Origin of the sequence: Dyella sp. LX-66, assembly GCF_018599165.1 — a bacterium.
Classification (GTDB): Bacteria; Pseudomonadota; Gammaproteobacteria; order Xanthomonadales; family Rhodanobacteraceae; genus Dyella_D; species Dyella_D marensis.
This window is the reverse complement of the sequence record NZ_JAHFVJ010000001.1, coordinates 793,261-811,359: the sequence shown is the minus strand read 5'-3', so window position 1 is coordinate 811,359 and position 18,099 is coordinate 793,261. Positions and strand designations below refer to the sequence as shown.

The following is an 18,099-nucleotide window of genomic DNA, read 5'->3' as shown; positions in this document are numbered from 1 at the left end:
GGCATGGCCGAGCCGAGAATTCTCTCAGAAACCCGGGGGCTTGCGCAATCTTTAAGCAGTTCCGGGGCTTGGGGGGCGGTCCGAAAGTCCGGATAGTTCGCATGGCGGCCTGCCGGGATGTATGGAACAATCGGCCTCTTTGTCCTTTTCCGTAATCCAGATCGAGGGGTTTCACAGATGGCAGACGTCAACGCCAACGGCCAGGCCGGCCAGCCGCAGCTGGTGCTGCAGAAGATCTACGTCAAGGATGTGTCGTTCGAGGCGCCCAACGCTCCGCACATCTTCCAGGAGATCGGCGAGACCGACCAGCAGCCGCAGGTCCAGCTCAACCTGGGCCAGCAGGCCACCGAACTGGGCAACGACCTGTACGAAGTGGTGCTCAGCCTCACCCTGACCTGCACCCTGGGCGAGCGCACCGCCTACCTGGCCGAAGTGAAGCAGGCCGGCGTGTTCGGCGTGTCGGGCTTCAGCGAGGCGGACCACGCCGGCATCATCGGCAGCTACTGCCCGAACCTGCTGTTCCCCTACGCCCGCCAGGTGATCTCCTCGCTGGTGATGGAGGGCGGCTTCCCGCCGTTCCTGCTGCAGCCGATCAACTTCGACGCGCTCTACGCCGAGCAGCAGCGCCGCAGTGCCGGCGGCGACGAGGCTCCGGTCCTCAACAGCTGAGCCGCTTCCATGGCTGAACGTCCGACCCTGGCGGTCCTGGGAGCCGGCTCGTGGGGGACGGCGCTCGCCGCCCTCACCGCGCGCAACGGCGTGCCGACCCGTTTGTGGGGTCGGGACGCCGCGGCGCTGGCGGCCATGGCCGAGAGCGGGCAGAACCGGCGCTACCTGCCGGACATCCAGCTGCCCGCGGAACTGCAATACGAAAGCGACCTGGCCGCCGCCGTGCGCGGCGCCGGGATCGTGCTGGTCGTGGTGCCCAGCCACGCCTTCGCCTCCATGCTGGACGAGCTGGCGCCCCTGCTGGACGCCGGCGCTGGCGTGGCCTGGGCCACCAAGGGCTTCGAACCCGGCACCGGCCGCTTCCTGCACGAACTGGTCGACGAGAAGCTGCCCGGCCGCGCCGCGGCGGTGATCACCGGCCCCTCGTTCGCCAAGGAAGTCGCCCTGGGGCTGCCCAGCGCGGTCACCGTGCATTCGGACGACGAAGCCTTCGCCCAGCAGCTCGCCTCCATGCTGCATGCGCCGAATTTTCGCGCCTATTCCGGCGGCGACGTGCTCGGCGCGGAGCTGGGCGGCGCCATGAAGAACGTGCTGGCGGTGGCCACCGGCGTGGCCGACGGCATGGATCTGGGCCTGAACGCCCGCGCCGGCCTGATCACCCGCGGCATGAACGAGATGCTGCGCCTAGGCGTCGCGCTCGGCGCCCGCCCGGAAACGCTCATGGGCCTGTCAGGCCTGGGCGACCTGGTGCTGACCTGCACCGGCGATCTCTCGCGCAACCGCCGCCTGGGCCTGGCGCTCGGCCGCGGCATCGCCATCGACGAGGCGGTGCGCCAGATCGGCCAGGTGGTGGAAAGCGTGGTGACCGCCGACGAAGTGGCCCGCCTCGCAGCCAAGCATGGCCTGGACCTGCCGATCAGCGGCGGCGTGCGCGCCGTGCTGCACGGCGAGGTGACGCCGGTGGAAGGCGTGCGTGCGCTGATGTCGCGCGAGCAGAAGCCGGAATATCCGCAGGGACTTTTCGGGGTCGCTTGACCCATTTCATGCATCGCTTTCACGCCCGGAGAAAAAATCGGGCGTGAAGGCGCGCATCTGCACATCGGCCTTGCTAAGCTCGGTCTTTTGGTCTTCCCGGCGGACCGCACGCGCATGCAGCAACCCGACGAGAAACGCCTCGCCGAACCGGTTCCTCCGCACCACGAGGAGCACGCGGAACCGCTGCCCGCCGTCTGGCGCCGCCTGCTGGACGAAAGCACCGCGGCGGCGGCCGCCGAGCGCGGCGTGCTGGGTTTCTTCCTCGACGCCATTCCGGAAGAAGGCTCGCCCTACGTGCGCCTGGAACTGGCGCCGGTCCTGCTGACCGTGGCCGAGCAGGGCCGCTTCGCGCGCCCCGCGCCGCTGGACAGCCGCCATCTGGCCAACCTGCCGCTGGAACCGCCCGAGCAGCGCCTGGCCGCCACCGTGCTGGGCCTGCCGCAGACCGTGCGCAAGAGCCGCAGCTATGCGCGCCTGGCCGGCCATGTGGGCGACACCTTGCTGGCCGAAGTGCTGGACACCGCGCCGTGCTTCCTCGGCGGCCTGGCCGGGCTGCGCCTGTCGCGCGGCAAGGGGCATCTGCTGAACTGGCATTGGCATCTGGAAAAGGACGGCAGCCAGAAGCTGCTGCCCGCGCTGCCGGCCAATCAGCGCCTGGTGCGCATCGATGGCCTCTGGTACCTCGACGCCGAGCGCGCCGAGCTCGGCCATCTGGAAGCGCCGGCCGGGGAAACCCAGTGGCTGGACCTGCCGGCGCTGAAGCACGAGGACAGCGCCACCCTGCGCGACGCGCTGCCCGGCAGCCGCGTCGCCCATCGCGTGCCGGTGCCGCAGGTGTTCGACGAACTGCGCCGCGCGGAACTGGCGCCGCGCCCGGTGCTGATCCTGCACGCGCTTACCCGCCACGCCCGCCTTGCCGCCGGCACGCCGCCGCTGGCCTATGCGCGCCTGGCCTTCGACTACGCCGGCGAGCGCCTGCCCGGCCGCGGCGGCGAGCCGCTGGTGCGCCGCGTGCGCCACGGCACCCTGGTGGAAATCACCCGCCGCCGCGCGGAAGAACTCACCGCGATGGAACAGCTCGAACGCGCCGGCCTCACCCCCGGCGTCGACACCGAAGGCCTGCCCTGGGATCTCGCCGACACGCTGCCGGAAGACGCCTGGCTGTTCCCCGGCAAGGGCTATGCCGGCGCGCTGGAAGTGAACACGCCCGCACGCTGGCTGGCGCTGCGGCCCAAGCTCGAGGTGGAAGGCTTCCTGCTCGAATACGCGCCCAGCTTCCCGTTCGAGGTGCTGGAAGGTCCGGTGCAGTGGTACGGCAATGCGGTGGAAGACGCCGACGACCACGCCTTCGACCTGGAAATCGGCATCGAGCTGGAAGGCAAGCGCCACAACCTGCTGCCCGCGGTGGCGCAGGCGCTGGCCGAGCACACGCTCAATCTCAGTCCCGCGCCCAACGAGCCGGAAGACGCCGTGTGGTACGCGCCGGTGGACGAACGCCGCCGCGTGCCGGTGCGCCTGAAGGAACTGCGCGGCCTGCTGGCGCCGCTGGCCGAATACCTGGAGAAGCCGCGCAAGAAGCTGCATCTGCCGCGCGTGCAGGCCGGCCGCCTGGAAGAAATCGTCGAGGCGCTGCCGGTCGGCGCCGCACTGGAAGCACCCGAGCAGCTGCGCGGCTTCACCGCGCGCCTGCGCGACGCCGCCGAGCGCGCCAGCGACGCGGTGCCGGAAGGCCTCACGGTAGAAATGCGCCCGTATCAGCGCGAAGGCCTGCGCTGGCTCAATGCGCTGGCCGAGGCCGGCGTGGGCGGCGTGCTCGCCGACGACATGGGCCTGGGCAAGACCTTGCAGCTGGTCACCCATCTGCTGGCGCTGAAAGAACGCGGCGCGTTGACCCAGCCCGCGCTGATCGTGGTGCCGACCAGCCTGATTCCGAACTGGCAGGCCGAGATCGCGCGCTTCGCGCCCGCGCTCAAGGTGCTGGCCCTGCACGGTCCGCAGCGCGGCGGCGAGTTCGCGCAGCTGGGCGCGCAGGACATCGTGCTGACCAGCTATGCGCTGCTGCCGCGCGACGTGGTGGCGCTGCGCAAGCAGCCGTTCGCGCTGATCGTGCTGGACGAGGCGCAGCAGGTGAAGAATCCGCGCACGCAGGCGCGCCGCGCGGTGCTCAGCCTGCGCGCGCCGCGCTGCATCTGCCTGACCGGCACGCCGCTGGAAAATCATCTGGGCGAACTGTGGTCGCAGGTGGACCTGGCCGTGCCCGGCCTGCTCGGCGACGAAGGCGCGTTCCGCCGCCATTACCGCGTGCCGATCGAGAAGCAGCACGACACCGAATGCCAGGACCGCCTCAACCGCCGCCTGGCCCCGTTCATCCTGCGCCGGACCAAGTCGCAGGTGGCGTCCGAATTGCCGCCGAAGACCGAGATCACCCGCCGCGTGGTGCTGGAAGGCCGCCAGCGCGAACTGTACGAAAGCCTGCGCCTGTCGCTGGCCGAGGAGCTGCGCGAGGTGATCGCGCAGCGCGGCATCCAGCACAGCGGCATCGTGGTGCTCGATGCGCTGCTGAAGCTGCGCCAGGTGTGCTGCGATCCGCGCCTGGTCAAGCTCGAAGCCGCGCGCGGCGTGCGCGATTCGGCCAAGTTCGACCTGCTGATGGACATGCTGCCCGCGCTGCTGGCCGAGGGGCGCAAGGTGCTGCTGTTCTCGCAGTTCACCGAAATGCTGCGGCTGATCGCCAGCGAACTGGACCGCCGCCGCATTCACTACGTGATGCTCACCGGCGAGACGCGCGACCGCGCCGAACCGGTGCGCCAGTTCCAGGAAGGCGACGTGCCGCTGTTCCTGCTGTCGCTGAAGGCTGGCGGCGTCGGCCTCAACCTCACCGCCGCCGACACCGTCATCCACTACGACCCGTGGTGGAACCCCGCCGCCGAGGCGCAGGCCAGCGATCGCGCGCATCGCATCGGCCAGGACAAGCCCGTGTTCGTGTTCCGCCTGATCACCTCCCATACCGTGGAAGAACGCATCGAGGAACTGAAGGCGCGCAAGGCCGAACTGGCCGAGGCGGTGCTGGAGGGCGGCGGCACGCGCGAGCGGCTCAGCTTCGACCAGGAAGACCTCGACGCGCTGCTGGCGCCGGGTTGATCGACGCATGAGCGACCGCGGCTCGCGCTGGGACGAGGTGTATCGGAGCAAGGGCGCCGATACGGTGAGCTGGTTCCAGGCGCGGCCGGTGATGTCGCTGGCCCTGATCGAGCATGCCGGCGTGGTCAAAGGCGCGCCCGTCATCGACGTGGGCGGCGGCGCTTCGTCGCTGGTCGATCATCTGCTGCACGAAGGCTATGCGGACCTGGCCGTGATGGATCTGTCGGACAGCGCGCTGGCCACCTCGCGCGAACGCCTGGGCGATCGCGCCAGCCAGGTCGACTGGATCGTCGGCGACGTGCTCGCCTTCGCGCCTTTGAAGCGCTACGCGCTGTGGCACGACCGCGCCGTGTTCCATTTCCTGGTCGATGCCGGCGACCGCCGCCGCTATTTCGAAGCGCTGCATCGTGCATCGCAGGTCGGCACGCAGGTGGTGATGGCCACGTTCGCCGAAGACGGCCCGGAGCGCTGCAGCGGCCTGCCGGTGGCGCGCTACCGCGCGGCCGAATTGCATGCCGCATTCGGCGCGGATTACGAGCTGGTGGAAAGCACGCGCGAAACGCATCGCACGCCGAGTGGGGCGGAGCAGCACTTCACCTGGGTGCGGATGCGGCGGGTGCGGTGAGCCTTACTGCGCCCGCGTGCGCAGCAGCGCATCCACCGCCTGCTGCCACTGCGGAGAACCGGGCTGCGATTGCGGTGCTTCCTCGCCGAGCTTGCGCTGCACGGCGTTGTTCCATTCGTCCGAACCGCCGTCGGGACCATGTCCCTCGCCATCGCTGATGGCCAGCCGCTGGTCCACCCACTGATACCACTCGTGCGAACCCAGCGACGCGTTGGCCGGTGTCGCTGCGGAGGCCTGCGGCTTGGGCTGGTTGTCCGGCTGCGGCGCTTGCGGCGAGGAACAGGCGGCCACGAGCACGGCCAGAGGCAGAAAGACGAGTCGACGCATGACAGCTACCCCGAAAACTCCGAGGGTTCAGCCTAACGCCGTCAGCGGGCGCGGCGGTGAATCGTGCCTGACAAGCGTGGGCGCTCAGGCGCCGTCGAGCACGACGGTGCCTTGGTGATAGAGGATTTTCCATTCGTCGCCATCCCGCCGCCAGATCGTCGACCTGCGCGTCATGCGCGTTCCTTGATGCAGTGTGTAGGTGATCAGATAAGCCTGCCCGTCGATCGGCGTGCAGCGGAAGTCTTCCAGCTCCAGCGGTTCGTGCAGCCAGCCGTCGCGGTGGCGCTGTTCCAGCATGTCGAGCACGAAGCCGCGGTCGTAGCGGCGGCCGGAGGCGCCGACTTCGTGGAAGTCCGTGGCGGTCATGCGCTCGAAGTCCGCGCGCGCATGGCCGAACTCTTCGCAATGAAAGATCGGCTCGCGCCGGCGCAGTTCCGCGCGTACCTCATCGATGCCGTTCGCCATGCGCATCAAAGCCTCGCGGCCACTTCGTCGATGTGCTTGAGCAGGTCGGCGGGATCGTCGTACACGCGCAGCGCACCGGAGCGGGCGAGTTCGTCCTCGCTGTAGCCGCCGGACAGCAGACCCACGCCGAGCGCACGGGCGCGCTGCGCGGCCAGCATGTCCCAGATGCTGTCGCCGACCACCAGCGATTGCTCGATATCCACGCCGAGCTTTTCCGCCGCGGCGAGGAACAGATCCGGATCCGGCTTGGCATGGCGCACCTGGTCGCGGGTGATCACCGGCACCTTGGACGGATCCACGCCCAGCGCCGCGATATTGTGCGCGGCCGTGGCCATGCGCCCGCTGGTGGCGATGGCCCAGGGATAGCCCTGCTCGGTGAGATAGGCGAGCAGTTCGCGCGCGCCGGGCAGGGGCCGCACCAGGCCCTGGGTATGCTGGCGGTTGAACGCTTCGACGTGGCGCTGATGCAGCCGCGCCAGGCGTTCCTCGGTGATCTCCAGTCCCGTCTCGCGCAGCAGGATGTTGGTGAACAGGCCGCCGCTCATGCCGATCTTGCGATGGATGCGCCACACCGACAGTTCCACGCCCTCGGCATCGAGTGCTTCCTTCCAGGCCAGCACGTGCTGGTAGACGCTGTCGATCAGGGTGCCGTCGAGATCGAACAGGAAGGCGGTGCTGCTGCGGGCGCGGTGCATGGCGGGGCTCCGATGGGGCAGGGGGCATACAGTGTCGCCCATCTGGTGGGAGCGGTGCATGGTGGCTGTCGATGCGCTGCGCATGGGGTGCTATGGAACCTGCTCAGCGGGACTGCATTCGGTGTAGACGATCTGGCAGTCGCTGGTTTTCTTCCGGCAGCGTTTCATGGAGATCGCGGAAGCTTCGTCCACGGTCGTGGCGCTGCTCATGGAGGAATAGGTGGCGCCCCAGGCGACGGCTACGCATTGGTCGCGGTAGGTGAAGTCGATCTGGCAGTCCGGGCTGGCGCACCGTTCCATGGCGCTCTGTTGGGCCATCGATTGGCTCGGCTCACCGAAGGAAACACCCATCTTCTGCGTGGTATTGCTGGTCGCGATGGATCCCCACCGCGACAGGTAGCGCACGGACGGAACTGGCGAGGCGTTGGTGCGACAAGGGCCTCCGCCCATGTTGTACAGGCCCGGGCCTCGTGGACCTTCCGGACGCCATTGGCAAGACTGAGCCAGGGCTTCCGCACAGGACACAAGCAAGACAACCAGTACGGACCATTTGTATAGGGGCGTTGTCATGGGTTTTCCGAAGTGGGAGCGACAGGCGGCCCTGAAGGGTCCCGTGCGCGATCGGTGAATGACGCATGGGGACGGGGAGAACGCTTGATGACGTCTTCATTGGTGCTGGCGCCATAGCTGGACCCGCGTGTTGCTCCGACGACCTCCGGCGGCTTCATTCTTCCGGCGGTCTCGCCAGTCCTCGGCTGATCGCCTTGCGCGTGACCCTGGTGGGGACGCGCAGGCTGTGGCTGCGCGGTGGGCACCTGATCATGGGAGGTATTCCCACCAAACATCGAGTAAGCACTGAACTGCCCCAACGCCCCCATGAAAAACTCCGCCGTCATCTGCGGCACCGTCACGATCAGCAAAGTCATGATCAACCCCAGCCCACCCTGCTGCAGCGCCATGCTCGACACGCCCTCGGCCATATGCAGGTCGACCGCGCCATGGCTGAGCCTCTGCACCGCCGCATTGAGCAGCCGGTCCGCCCAGAACGCCGCCGCTACCGCGCACACCATCTTCAGCGCCACCGAGGTCATCACGGCCGTCACCGCAAGCCGGAACAGCGAACCCACGCAGTACTGCAGCCAGCGCTGGAAGATCGGGCGCGTGCCCTGGAACAGCAGGCACATCACCGCCAATGGCGCCATGGCGATGAGGAACCGCAGCACGATCTGCATCAGCATCAGCAAGGTGCCGCCCACCACCACGGGGCCGGCGGTGCCGATGCCGGCGAACCACAGGCTGCGCTCCCTGGCGGCGGCGATGGCGGCATCGCCGCCGGTGGGCAGGGTGTCGATGCTGGACAGCGCGAACTGCATCCAGCCCAGGCTGGCGCGGATCTGGCCGTCCATGTCCTGCTCGCCGCTGACCAGCACGCTGATCAGTTGATCGAGCTCGTTGATCCGCGCCGCCATCCAGGGATTGCCCATGCTCGCCGCAGTGACCGCGAACACGATCAGTGCCGCGCGCGCCGCATCCACCACCAGCCCCATCATCGGCTCGCGCGAACGTCCGCTGACGATGCGGTAACCGTGCATCAGGATCCACGTGGTAAGCAGCGGCAGCGCGAGCAGCGCCAGCAGCGAGCCGAGGCGCTCCGCCATGCCGGCGGTCCACTGGGTGATCAGGCCGTCGTCGTCCAGCAAAAAGTCGCGGATGGCGGAGAAGAACACGACGTGGCCCATATCGCCCGAAGGGGCGATGGACGCGAAAGCGCTGGCGAGCATGAAGTCGTCCATGACGGAGCAAGACGCCGCGCGCCTATCGATGCCTCGCGGCATCGAGCGCCTGCCGCAGCGCCGCGCCCTGAATCAGCATGCCCGCAAGGCCGCCCGCATCGGCGGGAGCGCTGGCCAGCGCCTGCCCGGTGAGCTGCGCCTGCTGCTCGCGCACCGCCTGTCCCAGCGTGGCGTACTGGTCGAGCGCCGCCCTGGCGCCATGCATGTCCTGTCCCAGATTGGCCTGGAAGGCCTGCACCTCGGTATCGAATGCTTTCAGCCCGCCAAGATCGTCCGATGCCGCCTGGGTGATGCGCCGCGCCAGGATGACTCGCATCTCCTGTCCGCGCCGTTCGATCAGCCGGTTGAGATCGACCAGCACGTTGTAGCGCCGGTTCTCCAGCTGCAGCAGCATCCGGCAGAACACGTGCTGCTGCTGCGCGAGCGTGCCGGCCTGCAGGGGACACCGCTGCGCCATGCCGTCTTCTTCGCCGCGATGCTGCAATGGCGCGCCGTCGAGAAACGACGGCCCGGCCTGTACCACATTGAGCATGGTGAAGTACTGCTGCTGCCACTGCGCGAACTGCTGCTCCCACTGCAGCCATTGCTTGGCCCAGGCCTCGGTGCCGATGCGGTTCTGCTCCACGTCGACCACGGCCCACTGCGCCATGCCGTCGGCCATGGCGCAGCAGCAGACGAGCGATACCGCGAGCCGGACGCACAGCCGGCGCACCCACCCGGTAGGACCGGCTCCCGATCGCACGTGCTGCTCCTGCGGCTATGGCTGCTCAGGCCCGATGCCGCATTGAAGCCCCAGCGCAACACGCTTCGCTATCGGACTAGTACGAAAGTGCGCAGGCCCTTTGCCGATCTGCGAACCACCTTCCATTCACCGCGCATCACGGCGCACCCTGGCAACTCTCCTGGCTGGCGGTCGCCGCCGCCCGCACCGCGCGCATCTCTCCAGGACACATGCCCTGGATCCGCTTGAACAGCCGATAGAACGCCGCCTTGCTCGCATAGCCCACCTGCTCGGCCACGTCGGCCACGGACAGCCGCGGATCCTGCAGCAGCCGCTCGGCCAGATGCATGCGCCAGTAGGTGATGTACTGGCCCGGCGGCATCTTCATCAGCTGGGTGAAGCGCTGGGTGAAGGAAGAACGCGACATGCAGGCCAGCGCCGCCATCGTCTGCACGCTCCAGCCGCGGCCGGGGTCTTCGTGGATGGCGTTGAGCACCTTGGAAATGCGCCGGTCCGAGAAAGCAGTGAACAATCCGAGGTTCGCATCGGAACGCTTCGCGTAATGGCAGATCGCGATGGTGAACAGGATCTCCGCGAGCTTGTTGAGGATCACCCCGCGCCCGGTGATGCTGGACTGCGAGACCTCGATCATCGCATTGGAAATCCGCCGGTAGACGTCGCCCGCATCGCCGGGCCGGATCACGAACCATGGTGGCAGCACTTCATGGAACTGCCGATGCCAGCCGCCGGTGAAATAGAGCCGGCCGCGGATCAGGCTCGGGCCGCTGATCTGCAGGCCGATGGCCTTGAGGTCCCCATGGGCGTCGAAGGAGGCGATCAGCAGATCGCCGGGATCCAGCCGGATCGGCGTGTCGATCGAGCCCCCGTGCACCTGGCAGGCATGCATGCCGGCCATATGGAACAAGCCGCAGTATTGCCGGGACGGCGCCGGGTGCCCCTCGGCTTCGGCGCCCTGGATATCTACATGGACCAGCGACAGATCGAGCAAGGTCTCCAGCGAGTGGATGAGGTCATCACGATGGTGTCGCTTGACGAGAGAAGTTTTCAGCTCGGTGTACATACGGATGTCCTTCCTCTTTGCTTCGTCGGCATGGCGTTGCGTGAGGTTCGTTCATGCGCTTGCGGCTCCAGGTGGCGGAACGATGGGGAGGGTTAACTAAGAAATTTCTTAGTTGCCGGTGGCCGGGATCAGGTATCGCGCGACACGATGTCGTACTTCATGCCCGATGCAGACGCTCTCACTCTATGGAGGCGCGCTGGAAGATTTCGTTCCCCTGCGCTGGCATCAAGCCCACGCTTTGTTGTCCATGCTGATGCTTCGAAATGATCGATAGCGTGGTTACCGTTGAGCGATGGGAGAGAGGCGAAAGTAACGAATCGCAGGCTGTCTATGGATGCTTCGCAGCTTTATCAGACACATCTGATTGGATCGGTGCTGATAACTCATTAGGGAATTTTCCTAGCAAGAAAGAAGTGACTTTATCGGCGAGAATCTGGTGGCCTTTCGCGGTCGGATGCAGGCCGTCCCAGAAGAAGTAATCGTCGGCGCGCGTACATGCCGGACGCGGGTTTTGCTTCATGGTGTAAGCAAGGCTGCTGCCGTATTCGATCTTCAGGCAGGAGTCGCTGAAGACGCTGAGGCCGTGGCCGGCCAGATCCGCGGCGACTGCACGGAGCAGCGGCGTGTTGTCCAGCAGGGCCAGCTGGACGTCGGCGTGTTTTTTCTGCAGGCGGTCGACCAGGTCGCTCAGCTTGCTGTTGTAGCTGGACACATCCCTGGTCACCTTCGCCTTGTCCTTGGAACTGCGCAGGCCGGGGGCGAGGGTAAGGTCGGGAAGATTCAGCACCAGCACATGCCTGGCGCCTTGCGCGATCAGTGCACTCAGCGAGGTTTCGACATGCTGGGCCACGCTTTCGGCCGAGCGGCCGTAGCTGATCAGGTCGTTGGCCCCGATCCACAGCATGAACAGCGTTCGCGCCGGCTGGTAGTTCTTGGCGGAGCGCATGTACTGCGCCCAGGAGGCGACCTGTTCGCGCAGGCCGGGTATCACCAGGTAGCGGTCGCCGGCCGCACCGCCTATCGACCAGTTGTACAGCGGGAGACCCAGCGCGGCGGCAACCTTTTCATTCCATAGCGGGCCATTGCTGAAGCGTCCCAGCAGCCAGCTTTTGCGATGGGGCATCTTCCACAGCGCGCCGTTGAACAGGTTCATGGTGTCGGAGAGGCTGTCGCCGAAGCTGACGATGCGATCGATCGAGGTGCCGGCCCCGCCCTTGCTGTTCGTCCAGATCAGATAGTTGAAGGAAAGCCGGTTGTCGGCCGCATGCAGGTCGAACAGCGTGGCGGGGCGGCTCTGCTGGCGCAGCGTGTCCTGGCAGGTGCGTTCGAGCTCGGCGCGCGTGACCGTGGTGTAGAAGATGTTCCGCCACTCGAACAGCTGGTTGTCGTGCCAGTAGCCCGGGAGCTTGTAGTACGAGCCCTGAGCCGTGCGCGCCCACTCGTAGCCGGACTGCGGATCGAGGTCGCTGGCGTGCTTGCGGTACCAGCAGCGCACATAGGTGTAGTCGCGATCGAACGCCGCGCGCAGCACGGCGCGCTGGTTGCGCTGCATGGGTGCTTCAGGTCCGTCGTCCGAGATCTGGCGGCCGCTGTAGGCCTTGGGTTCGTCGTCCTCGTGGTCCGCGGCCGACTGCCCATGTACCGGGCCGAAGCTGCCCAGCAAGATGGCGAACACGATGAAACGCAGGTGTGGCTTGCTCATGGCTATGGCTCCGTCGACGGCGCGCGGGCTCAAGCCCGGCGGGCCGCGCAAGGCCGCGGTGGCACCCCGTGCCTGCGGCGATGGAAGCGATGCGGGCGGTGCCCGGATCGCGGATCGGGAACGCAATGCCCGACTCGAGAGGCCATCGCTTCAGCGGCGGCATGGAAGGATTCTTATGCCGGCCTCGGCGATGCTCCATCGCCTGCTGCCCTGCCTGCGGTGTCCCTCTGGCCGAGAGAGCGCGCGCTACAGCCGGCGGACAGCCCACCGTCAGCCATGCTTAGGGTTTGCCCGCCGGCTCAGCCGGCGAGGAAGCGATAACCGACGCCGGGCTCCGTTTTCAGCCAGCGCGGCTCGGCCGGATCGTCGCCCAGCTTCTGGCGCAGCTTGCCCAGCACGATGCGCAGGTAGTGCGTGTCCTGCACGTGGGTCGGACCCCAGATCTCGCGCAGCAGTTGCTGCTGCGTCACCACGCGGCCCGCATGGCGCAGCAGCATGGCCAGCACGGCGTACTCCTTGCGCGTGAGCGCGAGCGCCTCGCCGTCGAGCTGCACTTCGCGCCGCGCCAGGTCGATGGCGAGGCGGCCGTCGTCGTAGCGCTGCGCGGCCGGTTCCGGTTCGCCCGGGCGGTTGCGCAGCAGGGCGCGCAGGCGAGCCATCAGTTCCTGGATGCCGAACGGCTTGGTCACGTAGTCGTTGGCGCCGGCATCGAGCGCGCGCACCTTCTCGCTCTCGGCATCGCGCACGGAGAGCATCAGCACCGGTACCTGGGTCCACTGGCGCAGTTCCTTCAGCACCTCGTGGCCTTCGCGGTCGGGCAGGCCGATATCCAGGATCACCAGGTCGGGCGAGCGTGTGGCCGCCTTGGCCAGGCCTTCCTCGGCATTGGCGGCCAGCACCACCTCGTAGCCTTCGGCGCGCAGACCGATATCGAGGAATTTGCGGATCTGCGCCTCGTCGTCGATCACGAGCACGCAGGGTGCGGCAGCGGTCATCAGGGCGGCGTCGGCAGCGGCAGGGTGATGCGAATGGTGGTGCCCGCGCCGTCGCCGGGCAAGGCCTCCACCGAACCGCCGTGCGCGCCGATCATGCCGCGGCAGATCGCCAGCCCCAGGCCGGTGCCCTGCGGCGCGCGGTCGCCGCGCGAGACCGAATAGAACATGTCGAAGATCAGCGCGCGCTCGTCCTCGGGAATGCCGGGGCCGCGGTCGCTCACGTCCAGAACGAGCTTCTCGTCCTGCGTGCGCACCAGCACCCGCACCGCCTCGCCCGGCGGCGAGAAGCGCGCGGCGTTCTCCAGGATATTGAACAGCGCCTGCTCGATCAGCGCCGGATGCACGTACAGCAGCACCGTGCCGGCCGGCAGCATGGTGTCCACCTTCAGTTCCGGGAACAGCTTGTGCAGCCGGGTGACCGCGGCGGCGACGATCTCGGCCACGTCGGTCCAGTCGCGATTGAGCTTGAGCGTGCCGTGGCCCAGCCGCGTCATGTCCAGCAGGTTCTGGATATAGCGGTCCAGGCGCTGGCCTTCGCCGAGGATGGCGTCGAGCAGCTCCTGGCGTTCCTCCCGCGGCAGCTGCTCGCCATAGCTGGACAAGGTGCCGGCCGAGCCGATCATCGAGGCCAGCGGCGAGCGCAGGTCGTGCGACACGGAAGACAGCAGGGCATTGCGCAGCCGCTCGGTCTCGCCCTGCACGCGCGCGCCTTCCAGTTCCTCGGCGAGGCGTGCGCGCTCCAGCGCCTGGCCGATGTCCTGCACCATGGCCATGGCCAGGCTGCGCTGGTCGGGCGAGAGGTCGCGCTGCTCCGGCGGGAAGCGCATCGCGGCGACGCCGAGCGGGCGGCTTTCGCTGCCCAGCGGCAGCACCCAGCAGGGCGCGGCGTTGAGCGTGTCGGTGTAGCGTCCGGCGGCTTCGGCGTGTTTCTCGCTCCAGTCGGCGGCGCCCAGGTCCTGCGCGGTCAGGCGGAAGTCGCGCGGCGACACCGAGGCCACCTGCAGCACGCGGCCGGGATCGCGCATCAGCACCGCCGCATCGCAGCGCAGCGCGCGCGCCAGCGCCGCGGCGCCGACATCGCGGATGCCGCTGGCATCGGTGCTGGCGGTCAGCCGCTGGCCCAGCGCAAGCAGGGCGCGCGCCTGCGCGTGCGCCGCGCGCATCGACTCCACCTGGCTGGACAAGCGCGTGGCCAGCCGGCTGCACACCAGCGCCGCGACGAAGAACAGGCATACCGCCAGCACGTCGTCGAAGTTGGCGATCATCAAGGTGTAGCGCGGCGGCGCAAAGAAAAAGTTGTAGCCGACGAAGCACAGCGTCGCCGCATACACCGCCACCGCCATGCGTGTGCGCACCGCCACCACCAGCACGGCGGTAAGGAAGATCAGCGCCAGGTTCGCCACGGAGAGGTAACGGTCGGCGATAAAGGCCAGCACGAAGGCGACCAGCGCGGCGAGGGTGGCGTAGATGTATTCGCCGCGCCGACCGCGCCCGCCCGGCATGCGCAGCCGCAGGCGCGACTGCGCGCGTTCGGTGGGCGTGGCGATGATGGTCAGTTCCAGATGCGCGCCGCGGCGCAGCAGCTGCTGGGTCAGCGAGCGGCCGAGCATGCGCGCCAGCGGACGCTCGCGCGTGCGGCCGAGCAGGATCTGGCCCACGCCTTCGCGGTCCGCATGCGCAAGAATCTCGTCGGCGATCGTATGGCCGCGCAGCACGATGGTTTCGCCACCCAGGCGCCGTGCCAGACGCATCGCGGCGTCGAGCTGTTCGCGGCGCTTGCTGTCCAGGTCCGCGCCGGTATCGACGAAGGCCACGCTCCACGGCGCGCCGCGGCGCTCGGCGATGCGCCGCGCCACGCGCACCAGGTATTCGCTCTGGCCATGGCCGTCGATCGCCGCCAGCACGCGCCGGCGCACCGGCATCGCACCGCCGCGCGCCAGCATATGGCCGCGCAGGTCGCTGTCGACGTGGCCGGCCACGGTATCCACCGCCAGCTCGCGCAGCGCGGCCAGGTTGGTCGGCGAGAAGAACGCATCCAGCGCCGCGGCCGCGGTTTCCGGCACGTAGACCTTGCCCTGCTTCAACCGCCCGATCAGCTCGCGCGGCGGCAGGTCGACCAGCACGATGTCGCGCGCGCGGTCGAGGAAGGCATCCGGCACGGTTTCGCGCACGGTGACGTTGGTGATGCGCCGCACCTGGTCGTTGAGGCTTTCCAGGTGCTGCACGTTGAGCGCGGTGTAGACCTCGATGCCGGCATCGAGCAGCTCGGCGATGTCCTGCCAGCGCCGCTCGTGCCGCCCGCCCGGCAGGTTGCGATGGGCCAGTTCGTCGACCAGGATGACTGCTGGCTTGCGCGCCAGCGCGGCGTCCAGGTCGAACTCGGTGAAGTCGCGGCCGCGGTATTCGACCGGCCGGCGCGGCAGCACCTCCAGCCCGTCGACCAGCGCCTCGGTCTCGGCGCGGCCATGCGTTTCCACCAGCCCGATCACCACGTCCACGCCTTGGCGCTTCAGCTCGCGCGCCGCGGACAGCATGGCGAAGGTCTTGCCCACGCCGGGCGCGGCGCCGAGGAAGATCTTCAGGCGGCGGTGACGCTCCTCCTGCACGCTGTCGAGCAGCGCATCGGCGCGCAGTTCGCGGGAGAGGTCGGACATGGAAGCAGGCAGTCCTTGAGGCGTGAACGCATTGTAGGTTGGGGTGAGCCGCAGGCGAACCCCAACGGGGCGATACGCCTCAGGGCGGCGATGTTGGGCTTGTCACCCCAACCTACAGCCGGTCCAGCGCCAGATTCAGTTCCAGCACATTGACCCGCGCCTCCCCCAGCACGCCGAACTGCCGCCCGCTGGTGTACTGCGCCACCAGCTGCTGCACCCTGGCCGCTTCCAGCCCGCGCGCCTTGGCCACGCGCAGCAGCTGGTACTGGGCCGCGGCGGGGCTGATCTCCGGGTCCAGGCCGCTGCCCGACGCCGTCACCAGCTCCACCGGCACCGGCGCCGTGTTGCCCGGGTCGGCGGCGCGCAGCGCATCGATGCGCTGCCTGGCCGCGTCGGTCAGCGCGGGGTTGGTCGGTCCCTGGTTGGACGGCGTGGACGAGGCACCGTTGTTGGCCATCGGCGACGTCGCCGACGGCCGTCCCCAGAAATACTTCGGCTCCGTGAAGGACTGGCCGATCAGGCGCGAACCGACCGGCTTGCCATCCTTGGCGACCAGGCTGCCATTGGCCTGCGCCGGAAACAGCAGCTGGGCGAGACCGGTGGTGGCCAGCGGATAGAGCAGGCCGAGGATCGCGCTCATCAGCACGAGCATGCCGGCGGCATTGAGTATCAGGCGTTTCATGCGCTTTGCCTCAGTAGTGCAGGATCGCGTCCATCAACGCGGTCATCTGGTAGTTGCGGCGGCCGCGGTCGTAGATGGGCTGGTCGTACGAGCGCTCGTAGCGGATCTCCGGGCGCAGCTCCAGGTCCTGCGATACCCAGTGCGTCAGTCCCAGCGTGTGGCTGGAATAGCGCGTGGCGAAGCCGGTGCGCTGGCCTTGCAGGTCGCGGTAGTACTCGTTGCGGAACGACAGCATGTTCTTCGGATCGAGCTCGAAGTTCAGATAGTTGACGATGCCGTAGGCGCCGGCCTGGCCCGCGGTGGACGCCGAGCCCGGCACGCCGGGAATGCCGTCCGGCCCATAGCCGGGAATATTGCGGCCGTAGATGCGGTAGGCCTCGGTCAGCATGTGCACTTCCTTGCTGAAGCGGTGGCCCCAGGTGGCCACGTACATCTGGATGTTGTTGTAGTTGTAGTCGGACTTGTTCCAGTTGTTGATGCAGGGGTAGAGCATGTCGTTGTTGTCCGCCGACACCCAGCGCACGCAAGCCTGCAGCGACGGGCGCGACGAATGGTTCCACACCGCCACGTCGTTGCCGCCGTTCACGCCCAGCTGCACCGTCCACTGGTCGCTGAGCTTGGTGGTGGTCATCACGCCCATCTGCGTATACGGGTCGACCGTGTAGAGAATGGAATGGGTCAGCAGGTAGTTGTTCGGCGAGAACTGCGCTTCGATATCCGGCAGCGACAGATAGCGGCCCACGCGCACGTTCATGCCCTGCGCCACCGAGGGGAAGTACACGTCCACGTAGAACAGCATCGGGTCGACGCCGTAGGTCTTGCCCGGCAGCGGCTGGTCGGCGCGCGGGTTGTTCAGCAGCTGATTGCTGAAGACGCCCTTCATCGTCGTGTAGTGGTAGTCGTAGCCGTACAGGATGTCCAGGTGCATGCCCCAGTCGATATGGTCGGTCTGCACGGTGTCCGGCACGCGCTCGATGCGGAACAGGAACTGGTTGAACTCCACCCGGTTCGGGCGCGTGGCGTACGACAGCGGGTAGTTGGTATGGCTGGACGAGCTGATATTGATCGAGGGATTGATCCAGCCGTACACCTCGATGCGGTTGTCCTTCATCCAGTGGCCGAGCCCGGTGCAGGCCAGCGCCTTCTCCAGCGGATACTGGCTGTTGAGGTTGGGCACGCCGATCGGATACGCCACGCCGCCGAGCTGCCATTCCGCCGAGGGGAACGGCGCCGAATCGAACGGCGATTCCATGGCGCGGCGCTTGGGCGCCGGCGCGTTCGGGTCGGCCGGCTGCGCGTTCTCGCGGTAGGCGGCGGCCAGGCGGCTGCCGAAGCCGGCGGAGCAGTCGTCGCTCGACACGGCCGGCGCGCCGGGCGCGGGGCCCAGGTCCGAGGCCGCCATGGCTTCGCCGGCTGGTGCCAGCGCCAGCAGTCCTGCGAACGCGAGTGCCTTCTTGTGTTGCATAAAGTCCTGTGAGAACCGGTCCGCGAAGGACCGCCTTGTGTGGGTTGGA

The 18,099-nt window shown here is 67.9% G+C and carries 16 protein-coding genes; 4 read left to right on the top strand and 12 right to left on the bottom strand.

The window, feature by feature from the left end; genetic code table 11:
• The first annotated feature begins 177 nt into the window (after positions 1-177).
• From secB to KK141_RS03560, 4 genes are all read left to right on the top strand, one after another.
• Positions 178-669: a protein-export chaperone SecB gene (gene secB, locus KK141_RS03575; protein ID WP_167253429.1), complete on the top strand. Its 492-nt coding sequence runs from the start codon at positions 178-180 to the stop codon at positions 667-669.
• A gap of 9 nt (positions 670-678) precedes the next feature.
• Positions 679-1,704 carry an NAD(P)H-dependent glycerol-3-phosphate dehydrogenase gene (locus KK141_RS03570; protein ID WP_214572782.1) on the top strand — a complete coding sequence of 342 codons (1,026 nt, stop codon included), beginning with the start codon at positions 679-681 and terminating at the stop codon, positions 1,702-1,704.
• 114 nt (positions 1,705-1,818) lie between these two features.
• Complete coding sequence (locus tag KK141_RS03565; RefSeq protein WP_214572781.1) at positions 1,819-4,845, top strand: DEAD/DEAH box helicase; 3,027 nt, start codon at positions 1,819-1,821, stop codon at positions 4,843-4,845.
• 7 nt (positions 4,846-4,852) lie between these two features.
• Positions 4,853-5,470 (top strand): class I SAM-dependent methyltransferase, encoded by a 618-nt coding sequence (locus KK141_RS03560; protein ID WP_214572780.1) that lies wholly within the window; start codon positions 4,853-4,855, stop codon positions 5,468-5,470.
• A 3-nt stretch (positions 5,471-5,473) separates the two neighbouring features.
• Here the strand turns inward: KK141_RS03560 and KK141_RS03555 are convergent, their stop codons facing one another.
• The 12 genes from KK141_RS03555 to KK141_RS03500 all read right to left on the bottom strand — a co-directional run bounded on the left by KK141_RS03555 (position 5,474) and on the right by KK141_RS03500 (position 18,050).
• On the bottom strand, positions 5,474-5,797 hold the full coding sequence (locus tag KK141_RS03555) for a hypothetical protein (protein ID WP_214572779.1): 324 nt from the start codon (positions 5,795-5,797) through the stop codon (positions 5,474-5,476).
• Between the two features lie 84 nt (positions 5,798-5,881).
• Positions 5,882-6,268: a DUF4440 domain-containing protein gene (locus KK141_RS03550; protein WP_214572778.1), complete on the bottom strand. Its 387-nt coding sequence runs from the start codon at positions 6,266-6,268 to the stop codon at positions 5,882-5,884.
• Positions 6,268-6,957: an HAD family hydrolase gene (locus KK141_RS03545; protein ID WP_214572777.1), complete on the bottom strand. Its 690-nt coding sequence runs from the start codon at positions 6,955-6,957 to the stop codon at positions 6,268-6,270. The genes KK141_RS03550 and KK141_RS03545 overlap by 1 nt, the downstream gene beginning before the upstream one ends.
• 90 nt (positions 6,958-7,047) lie before the next feature.
• Complete coding sequence (locus KK141_RS03540; RefSeq protein WP_214572776.1) at positions 7,048-7,362, bottom strand: DUF4189 domain-containing protein; 315 nt, start codon at positions 7,360-7,362, stop codon at positions 7,048-7,050.
• A 161-nt stretch (positions 7,363-7,523) separates the two neighbouring features.
• Entirely contained in the window at positions 7,524-8,738 is a 1,215-nt protein-coding gene (locus KK141_RS03535) for a type IV secretion system protein (protein ID WP_214572775.1), read from the bottom strand.
• Between the two features lie 34 nt (positions 8,739-8,772).
• On the bottom strand, positions 8,773-9,492 hold the full coding sequence (locus tag KK141_RS03530; protein WP_214572774.1) for a hypothetical protein: 720 nt from the start codon (positions 9,490-9,492) through the stop codon (positions 8,773-8,775).
• A gap of 136 nt (positions 9,493-9,628) precedes the next feature.
• A complete protein-coding gene (locus KK141_RS03525; protein WP_214572773.1) occupies positions 9,629-10,552 on the bottom strand; it encodes an AraC family transcriptional regulator in 924 nt (307 codons plus the stop codon).
• Positions 10,553-10,880: 328 nt separating this feature from the next.
• Complete coding sequence (locus tag KK141_RS03520) at positions 10,881-12,254, bottom strand: SGNH/GDSL hydrolase family protein (protein ID WP_214572772.1); 1,374 nt, start codon at positions 12,252-12,254, stop codon at positions 10,881-10,883.
• Positions 12,255-12,553: 299 nt separating this feature from the next.
• A complete protein-coding gene (locus KK141_RS03515; RefSeq protein WP_167253451.1) occupies positions 12,554-13,249 on the bottom strand; it encodes a response regulator in 696 nt (231 codons plus the stop codon).
• A complete protein-coding gene (locus tag KK141_RS03510; RefSeq protein WP_214572771.1) occupies positions 13,249-15,903 on the bottom strand; it encodes a sensor histidine kinase KdpD in 2,655 nt (884 codons plus the stop codon). Before KK141_RS03510 ends, KK141_RS03515 begins: the two co-directional genes overlap by 1 nt.
• Before the next feature lie 112 nt (positions 15,904-16,015).
• A complete protein-coding gene (gene kdpC / locus KK141_RS03505; RefSeq protein WP_214572770.1) occupies positions 16,016-16,585 on the bottom strand; it encodes a potassium-transporting ATPase subunit KdpC in 570 nt (189 codons plus the stop codon).
• Between the two features lie 10 nt (positions 16,586-16,595).
• Positions 16,596-18,050, bottom strand: coding sequence for an outer membrane beta-barrel protein (locus KK141_RS03500; RefSeq protein WP_214572769.1), 1,455 nt, complete (start codon positions 18,048-18,050; stop codon positions 16,596-16,598).
• Positions 18,051-18,099 lie beyond the last annotated feature (49 nt).

What these genes read in the sequence shown, in the direction of transcription:
- KK141_RS03545 (WP_214572777.1), bottom strand. Translation starts at nt 6,957, where the DNA reads ATGCACCGCGCCCGCAGCAGCACCGCCTTCCTGTTCGATCTCGACGGC.
- KK141_RS03510 (WP_214572771.1), bottom strand. Translation starts at nt 15,903, where the DNA reads ATGTCCGACCTCTCCCGCGAACTGCGCGCCGATGCGCTGCTCGACAGC.
- kdpC (WP_214572770.1), bottom strand. Translation starts at nt 16,585, where the DNA reads ATGAAACGCCTGATACTCAATGCCGCCGGCATGCTCGTGCTGATGAGC.
- KK141_RS03550 (WP_214572778.1), bottom strand. Translation starts at nt 6,268, where the DNA reads ATGCGCATGGCGAACGGCATCGATGAGGTACGCGCGGAACTGCGCCGG.
- KK141_RS03515 (WP_167253451.1), bottom strand. Translation starts at nt 13,249, where the DNA reads ATGACCGCTGCCGCACCCTGCGTGCTCGTGATCGACGACGAGGCGCAG.
- KK141_RS03525 (WP_214572773.1), bottom strand. Translation starts at nt 10,552, where the DNA reads ATGTACACCGAGCTGAAAACTTCTCTCGTCAAGCGACACCATCGTGAT.
- KK141_RS03535 (WP_214572775.1), bottom strand. Translation starts at nt 8,738, where the DNA reads ATGCTCGCCAGCGCTTTCGCGTCCATCGCCCCTTCGGGCGATATGGGC.
- KK141_RS03500 (WP_214572769.1), bottom strand. Translation starts at nt 18,050, where the DNA reads ATGCAACACAAGAAGGCACTCGCGTTCGCAGGACTGCTGGCGCTGGCA.
- KK141_RS03560 (WP_214572780.1), top strand. Translation starts at nt 4,853, where the DNA reads ATGAGCGACCGCGGCTCGCGCTGGGACGAGGTGTATCGGAGCAAGGGC.
- KK141_RS03570 (WP_214572782.1), top strand. Translation starts at nt 679, where the DNA reads ATGGCTGAACGTCCGACCCTGGCGGTCCTGGGAGCCGGCTCGTGGGGG.
- secB (WP_167253429.1), top strand. Translation starts at nt 178, where the DNA reads ATGGCAGACGTCAACGCCAACGGCCAGGCCGGCCAGCCGCAGCTGGTG.
- KK141_RS03520 (WP_214572772.1), bottom strand. Translation starts at nt 12,254, where the DNA reads ATGAGCAAGCCACACCTGCGTTTCATCGTGTTCGCCATCTTGCTGGGC.
- KK141_RS03555 (WP_214572779.1), bottom strand. Translation starts at nt 5,797, where the DNA reads ATGCGTCGACTCGTCTTTCTGCCTCTGGCCGTGCTCGTGGCCGCCTGT.
- KK141_RS03565 (WP_214572781.1), top strand. Translation starts at nt 1,819, where the DNA reads ATGCAGCAACCCGACGAGAAACGCCTCGCCGAACCGGTTCCTCCGCAC.